This is a genomic window from Planktothricoides sp. SR001, assembly GCF_001276715.1.
GTDB classification, from domain to species: domain Bacteria; phylum Cyanobacteriota; class Cyanobacteriia; order Cyanobacteriales; family Laspinemataceae; genus Planktothricoides; species Planktothricoides raciborskii.
In genome coordinates, this window is record NZ_LIUQ01000040.1 from 1 (window position 1) to 5,133 (window position 5,133).

At 43.0% G+C, this 5,133-nt stretch carries 6 protein-coding genes; 3 read left to right on the plus strand and 3 right to left on the minus strand.

What is annotated here, in order from left to right:
- The first annotated feature begins 91 nt into the window (after positions 1-91).
- Positions 92-1,258 (plus strand): pyridoxal phosphate-dependent aminotransferase, encoded by a 1,167-nt coding sequence (locus AM228_RS20330; protein WP_054468668.1) that lies wholly within the window; start codon positions 92-94, stop codon positions 1,256-1,258.
- A 665-nt stretch (positions 1,259-1,923) separates the two neighbouring features.
- On the opposite strand, the gene AM228_RS20335 is transcribed toward AM228_RS20330, so the two are convergent.
- Together AM228_RS20335 and AM228_RS33155 are read right to left on the minus strand one after the other, a co-directional pair.
- Positions 1,924-2,796: a hypothetical protein gene (locus AM228_RS20335; protein WP_156331935.1), complete on the minus strand. Its 873-nt coding sequence runs from the start codon at positions 2,794-2,796 to the stop codon at positions 1,924-1,926.
- Positions 2,793-2,981 (minus strand): hypothetical protein, encoded by a 189-nt coding sequence (locus tag AM228_RS33155; RefSeq protein ID WP_156331936.1) that lies wholly within the window; start codon positions 2,979-2,981, stop codon positions 2,793-2,795. The genes AM228_RS20335 and AM228_RS33155 overlap by 4 nt, the downstream gene beginning before the upstream one ends.
- A gap of 122 nt (positions 2,982-3,103) precedes the next feature.
- Here AM228_RS33155 and AM228_RS20340 point away from each other — a divergent pair, with 122 nt between their 5' ends.
- Entirely contained in the window at positions 3,104-4,138 is a 1,035-nt protein-coding gene (locus AM228_RS20340; protein WP_231636883.1) for an alpha/beta hydrolase-fold protein, read from the plus strand.
- 17 nt (positions 4,139-4,155) lie between these two features.
- On the opposite strand, the gene AM228_RS20345 is transcribed toward AM228_RS20340, so the two are convergent.
- Positions 4,156-4,653, minus strand: coding sequence for a GAF domain-containing protein (locus AM228_RS20345; RefSeq protein ID WP_054468672.1), 498 nt, complete (start codon positions 4,651-4,653; stop codon positions 4,156-4,158).
- A gap of 15 nt (positions 4,654-4,668) precedes the next feature.
- Here AM228_RS20345 and AM228_RS33160 point away from each other — a divergent pair, with 15 nt between their 5' ends.
- Entirely contained in the window at positions 4,669-4,851 is a 183-nt protein-coding gene (locus tag AM228_RS33160; RefSeq protein WP_156331937.1) for a hypothetical protein, read from the plus strand.
- Positions 4,852-5,133: the final 282 nt, after the last annotated feature.

Consider the following 5,133-nt stretch of genomic DNA (forward strand, 5'->3'; position numbering starts at 1 on the left):
GCAACGGATTTGGCAACGGATGGGGCAACGGTAAACAGCGATCGCAGATATTGATACGATCGCAGATATTGAGTAGCTTAGTGAATAGATTATGTATATAGAAACGCCGAGAATGCAAGCGGTACAATCACCGATTATTCCGGTGGTGGGGGAGTTGATTCGCCGATCGCCTGGGACGATTTCTCTGGCGCAAGGGGTGGTATATTACGATCCACCGTCAGAGGTGGAATCTCAAATTAATCAGTTTCTTGCCGATCGCGATAATCATAAGTATAAGGCGGTGGTGGGAATTCCGGCTTTGCATGATGCGATCGCGCATAAGTTGTCCGCAGAGAATGGCATAGACATGACGGGTCGGGCAATTGTGGTGACTGCTGGGGGAAATATGGGGTTTATCAATGCGGTTTTGGCGATCACTTCTCCCGGTGATGAAATTATTCTGCAAACTCCCTATTATTTCAATCACGAAATGGCGATCGCCATCGCTTCTTGTCGGGCGGTTTTGGTCAGTACCGACGAAAATTATCAGTTGCGTCCCGATGCAATTCGGGCGGCAATTACCGATAAAACGCGGGCGATCGTGACGATTTCTCCCAATAATCCCACCGGGGCAGTTTACCCCGAATCGGCATTACGAGAAATTAATCAAATTTGTCGCGAAAATGGCATTTATCATATTAGCGATGAAGCTTATGAATATTTTACCTATGACGGAGTAAAACACTTTTCTCCCGGTGCCATTGCGGATGGTCAAGATTGGACAATTTCCCTTTATTCTTTGTCCAAAGCTTACGGATTTGCCAGTTGGCGCATTGGTTATATGGTGATTCCCGAAAAGCTATTACTTTCGGTGCAAAAAATCCAAGATACTAATTTAATTTGTGCGCCAGTGATTTCTCAATATGCCGCGATCGGGGCTTTGCAAGCGGGGGTAAACTATTGTCACCACCATTTAGAGGCGATCGCTAATGCCCGTCAAATTGCCTTGACTGAATTGGCCAAAATTCAAGATTTTTGTATTGTACCACCGGCCCAAGGTGCCTTTTATTTTCTGTTAAAAATTGACACAAATCTTGACCCAATGGCCGTAGTAGAAAGGCTGATTCGTGACTATAGAGTTGCCGTGCTGCCAGGGACAACTTTTGGGGTTGAAACCGGCTGTTATCTGCGGGTGGCTTATGGGGCATTACAAACCGAAACTGCCGCCGAAGGCATTGGGCGATTAGTAGCTGGTTTACAAACAATTGTCAAAGGGTAAATGGGAGGTTTTTAACCGCCAGGGAATGAATTTTCTAATCACCCAAATAACCGCCAGGTAATAAATTCTCTAATCACCCAAATAACCGCCAGGGAATAAATTCCCTGGCTAATAGCTAAAGTCGGTTAAAACCGACTCTTGATGCTTATATTATAAAATTTACAAAAATTAATGCAACAGTAGGTTCACGGGGCGACCACCGCCATCGGATCGCCCCTACATCAACTCAAATAAATCTCGCAATTGTAGCAATAATTTTTGTAAATGGTATTAAAAGCATTTCAGTCGGTTTTAACCGACTTGCGCTATGAGGCGGGGGTTTTAACCCCCGACGGTTGTCGCTTGCTTGCGCTATGACGCCGGGATTTTAATCCCCGACGGGGTTGTTGCTTGCGCTATGAGGCGGGGGTTTTAACCCCCGACGGGTGTGGTTTATTTTTGAAAAGCGGATTTGATATCAGGGATATTTTTGTCGGATATTTTTTTGGGAGTTTGAATTAATTGCAACTCAGGGGCGATCGCCAGGTATTTATCTATATCTTAAATTGCCATATAAAACCGCCGTTAATTTACTGGTTAAAATTGAATATTTATTGGCTTCATTTATTGGCTTCATTTATTGGCTTAATTGGCTGTATTTGCCAATCAAGGTAATCTGGAACAGATTACGGACGGGAGTTAACGGTCTGTTTATTTAAGTGTTTCACGGCGCGAGTTAAGCGGTTGAGATAGGGTTTGACAATTTCTTTATTTTGTTGTTGCAGTTGGCAAACTTGTTGCTGAAGTTCCAGGATTTGTTGCTGCAATGGTTCAATATCCACGGTTTGAGTTGCTGGAAAATTGCTGATATTTTGCAGTTGCGTTTGTAACTCGCTAAATCCCTGAGTAAGTTGGGCAACTTCCGTCTGAATTGCTACGGAAGAAACTCCCTGATTTTGAGAAACCTGCAAGGAGGCGATCGCCTGCCGGAGTCCATAAATATCATTAATCATGCTTTGTTGAACATTGCCTAAAGTGGCTTCTGTATGGTCGCGCAAGCGCATAATTCCCCGGCGTAATATAGCAAATTCTTTCTGAATGGTGATTAAATCCATTGGGCCTGTTTGGGGGGAGGTTTTCTCTAAAAATTCTTCGATGTTAGCGACGGTTTCACTAATTCTAGTCACCGTTCCTTCTAAGTCTTGAAATCTATGGGCAGGGGGTAAGGACTGGACGGTATTTTGCAAAGAATCAACGATTTGATTCATCTCCGCGATCGTGGCGGTATTTTGCACTCTGGTTTGCAACTCAACCCGATGGCGATTTAATACATTCAAGGTTAAGGCAAAAACGATCGGCGTGGCGGAAAATAACATTTGTCCAGATAACCCAGCGACGATAGAACCGATCGCCGATGCCCCAATTGAACCATATTCCGCTAAGTCTAGCCAATGGTGTTCTCCGAGTTCCTGGAGACGGTTAGTAAAACTGTTCAAAGATGATTCGGTATTTTGCATAATTTTAATCAGAATATCTAGATGAGCCTTTCTAGCAATCATAAGCGATACATGGTCAAACGGTGCAGCATACAGCCGGATGAATGTCCGCCGTTGATTTTCAGGTTAATTTTAAACGGGCGATCGCACCTTGATGAAATGACATCCCTACATAACATGGCTAACATGGCTAAAATAAGGCTAAATGGTGGACAATATAAATTTAGGATAAATTCAGGCTGAAACATCAGCGCGTGACCGCTAACAGATCGAAGACTTCAGCCGGATATTTATCTTTTTTCAGGATCTTTTTTCAGGATCTTTTTTCAGTGTGCCACATCAGCAGAAGCAAAACAAAGGTTAAACCACTGTGAATCACTATTCAAAGCGGCGATCGCTTCTAAGACATTTTTCGGTCAAGGGAATTCACTATTTAGGAATTAGCTGGCTATGCTTTTTTGTGATCACCGCTTGTTCGCAATTTGAGGTGGCGAAAAATGCCCCCACATCGACCACTAACCAACAAATTCAGCCCATGATTTCGCCAACCAGAGAAAATTCACCAAAACCTATCCGGGAAAATCCCGCAGATTTACATAAAATAGAACTCACTGAAGCCACAACGGGCTGGAATAAAAATCTCATGGTGGATGATGTCCCTTATGATTTATATATTCCTCCCAACTATAACAAAAATTCTGATAGCCATCAAATTTTACCCGTGGTTTTAGTATTGCCCGGTTGGAATTATCCCCGCACTAGATGGGTAGAAGATACTCCGTTGGCGGAATATGCCAATCAATATGGATATGCCTTAATTTTACCAGAAATGTTGACGACTATTTATGAAAGTGCCTATTATCCAGAAACAGAAATGAGGTGGAATTCTTTACCCGGAGGCAAGTTTATCCAAGAACGCTTTATTCCCACAATGCAACAGCGACATCACCTATTAAAACCCGGTTCTCATAATACCTTGCTAGGATTTTCTACCGGGGGCAGAGGGGTGGCTTTAATTGCCTTAGAAAATCCCGGATTATTTGTGGCTGGTGCGAGTTTCGCCGGAGATTTTAGTCAAGAAAATCTGCCCAATGATAACTTAATGACTGCGGTTTATGGTTCATTTTATCAGTTTCCCGAACGGTGGACGGGTCGCGATAATCCTCAAAGGAGATCGCCGGAATGGATGATGCCATTATATTTGGCTCATGGGACCGATGATGCGATCGTTCCCCCGGAACAAAGTCGTCTATTTTATGAGGCATTGGTGCAGCATCATGGGGAGAATATCACCATAGAATATCATGCGATCGCCTCAGCGGGACATGATGCGGATTTTCTCAGCCAACAATTACCGAATGTATTTAATTTTTTCCAAAAATTCCCACAGCAAGTAATAGATTAATTAAGGATATTTAATGATTATGACTGATTTACCAGTACCGGACTCATGGCCAACATATGCGCTTGTGTTTGCATAAATTCTATTTCCGAATTTGACCAATAATGGGGTTTTTGACAATCATGGGCAATTAGCAAACCCCAAAGATTTTGATGCACCAAAACCGGCACTACTAAATTGGCTTTCACCTGAATACTGAGGAGAAAATCTAGATGACATTCGTGAATTGGCTCGATTTCAACATCAGCGATCGCCCGATATCTTCCCGCTTGGTATAGGGCTGCATATTCATCATTAAAACAATCATCGGCGCCGGTAGAGCCAAAAATAGACAATTCTGGATCGCGCAAAGATTCAGCAGTTACTTGACCCTTCCACTGCCGATAAAAATAATACAAAACAATCCGATCTACTTGCAAAAAATCCCGAATATCATATAAAGTTTTTTGCACCAGCACATCTCGCTTGAGACTATTGCCTAGACGTTCGGTAATACTGTTTAAATTTTTGTGAAACATTTATAGATTTCTCTTATGACTGTTCAATATTTTTCTTGGGGCTGTTTACTTGGCACGAAAAAAGCGGCAATTAAGGCAAAAGTTCCGCCAATCAAACCGTTCGCGCAGCGTGCCGGATGGCATTACAACAGCCACAGAGGAAAATTTTTCCCTTTACGTTTGGCCAACAACCCCGCAGCCGTACCCACCGCACAGTGAAGCACCGTTAAACAGACGATTAAAGGTAAATTATCCGTTAATAGCACGCTTAGAGTTTAACCCCATTCTAGAGAATTTTAGAGAATTTGTGCGATCGCATGAGTTTAAAACTTTATTTTATCGCCAAATCTGCTAGGAGATCAAGTAGGGTGTGGGAGGTGTGGGGTGTAGGGTGTAGGGTGTAGGGTGTAGGGTGTAGGGTGTAGGGGAAGAGAGGATGCATAGGAAAGAGGATGCATAGGAAAGAGGAAAGAGGATGCATAGGAAAATTCTCTATTCTCT

Bases quoted from the DNA above. Each gene is read 5' to 3' on its own strand.
- AM228_RS20330 (WP_054468668.1), top strand. From the start codon at position 92: ATGTATATAGAAACGCCGAGAATGCAAGCGGTACAATCACCGATTATT.
- AM228_RS20335 (WP_156331935.1), bottom strand. From the start codon at position 2,796: ATGATTGCTAGAAAGGCTCATCTAGATATTCTGATTAAAATTATGCAA.
- AM228_RS33155 (WP_156331936.1), bottom strand. From the start codon at position 2,981: ATGTTTCAGCCTGAATTTATCCTAAATTTATATTGTCCACCATTTAGC.
- AM228_RS20345 (WP_054468672.1), bottom strand. From the start codon at position 4,653: ATGTTTCACAAAAATTTAAACAGTATTACCGAACGTCTAGGCAATAGT.
- AM228_RS33160 (WP_156331937.1), top strand. From the start codon at position 4,669: ATGACTGTTCAATATTTTTCTTGGGGCTGTTTACTTGGCACGAAAAAA.